Annotated in this window: 2 protein-coding genes; both read right to left on the reverse strand. The window is 54.4% G+C overall.

The window, feature by feature from the left end:
• Positions 1-71: 71 nt before the first annotated feature.
• Entirely contained in the window at positions 72-863 is a 792-nt protein-coding gene (locus AC1DRJ_RS27390) for a phasin family protein (protein ID WP_477804904.1), read from the reverse strand.
• Between the two features lie 10 nt (positions 864-873).
• Positions 874-1,296 carry a phasin family protein gene (locus tag AC1DRJ_RS27395; protein ID WP_477804905.1) on the reverse strand — a complete coding sequence of 141 codons (423 nt, stop codon included), beginning with the start codon at positions 1,294-1,296 and terminating at the stop codon, positions 874-876.
• Positions 1,297-1,489 lie beyond the last annotated feature (193 nt).

A 1,489-nucleotide genomic window follows, 5' to 3' on the forward strand; every position in this document is an offset into this window, starting at 1 on the left:
GCGTTTACAGAACCGAGCACACACAAAAACGCCCGACCTTTGCAGGCCGGGCGTTTTTTTGAGCCCTGGAATCAGGACTGACTGGTTGGCGTCGTTGCTGGCGCTACAGTCGGGGTTACAGCAGGGGTCGGCGCGGTTGAAGAGTTCGATGCGCTGACCGGCGCGGCTTGAGTTGCCGGCTTGGCAGCAGCCACTGCTGGTTTTGGTGCGGCAGCTTTTGGCGCTGCTGGCTTCTTCGCTGCAGCAGGTTTTGCTGCTGGCTTGGCTGCCGGTTTGGCGGCTGCGGTTTTGGCTGCTGGTTTAGCAGCAACCGGTTTGGCCGCTGGCTTGGCTGCAGCAGTTTTGGCTGCTGGCTTGGCCGCTGGTTTAGCAGCTGCTTTTGCCAGTGGCTTGGCAGCGGTTTTAGCCGCTGGTTTTGCCGCTGCGGTTTTCGCCGCTACAGGCGCAACCTTGGCACCGGTGAGTTTTTCGATTTGCTTGGTCAGTGTGTCGACCTTGCTGTGCAGTGCTTTCACTTCGTTGCGGCTCGGTACACCGAGGCGCGAAATGGCGCTGTTCAGGCGCTTGTCGAAAGCCCCTTCCAGCTCATCCCATTTGCCCAGTGCACGATCTTTAACGCCAGTGATTCGCGACTTGGCCGAAGTAGCAGAATCCTTGGCGGCGTCGACTTTCTTGCCGACAGCGTTCTTGGTGAGCTTCTCGGCTTTCTCGCCGTCTTTGACCAATGTATCGAAGAGCTTGCTGCCGTCAGTGTCGATCTTCGAGTACACGCCTAAACCAGCCAGCCAGATTTTGCGGGAGTAGTCTTCGACTTTCCCAATCCACGAGCTGCCTTCTTTTTCGGTGTTCTTTTTACCAGCCATCCCGTTCTCCTTAAGATTTRCGCGCGACGCGTTCGAGCAATGCCGTCAGCTCATCGAGCTTAGCAGAGAGTGTCTCAACGTCATGTTTAGACGGAATGCCGATACGATTCAAGGCACTTGCGACACGCGAGTCAAAAGCCTTCTCGACCTTGTCGAGTTGAACTTCGACCTTGCCTTTGAAAGTACTCACTTCACTCTTGGCTTCAATGATCTCGGCATTGGCAGCTTCAAGTTTTTCGGCTACTACTTTTTTGCCTTTCTTTTCAACAGTTTGACCAGCCTTGATCAACTCTTGAAAGTACTCGCCACCCTCTTGACCGACCTTGGTGTAGGCACCCAGGCCTGCCAGCCAGATCTTGCGGGCATAGGATTTAACGTCGCCCAGAGCTGTGGTCGATGCGTCGATTTTTTTCTTCAAAATTACTTTGGCCATGGTGCACCTCACGCTCAGAAGGTTTGAGGAACTGCCCGGACAAGTGTCGGGCTCAGGACACAAAGTAGGGAGAAAAATTAGAAACGGCACCCTAACAACTGACATAAACCTTCGGGAGCACCACACACAAATGTGGGAGCGGGCTTGCTCGCGAATGCGGTGTGTCATTCAACATTGATATCGACTGACACAC

Source organism: Pseudomonas sp. P5_B2 (assembly GCF_056400445.1).

What these genes read in the sequence shown, in the direction of transcription:
- AC1DRJ_RS27390 (WP_477804904.1), bottom strand. Translation starts at nt 863, where the DNA reads ATGGCTGGTAAAAAGAACACCGAAAAAGAAGGCAGCTCGTGGATTGGG.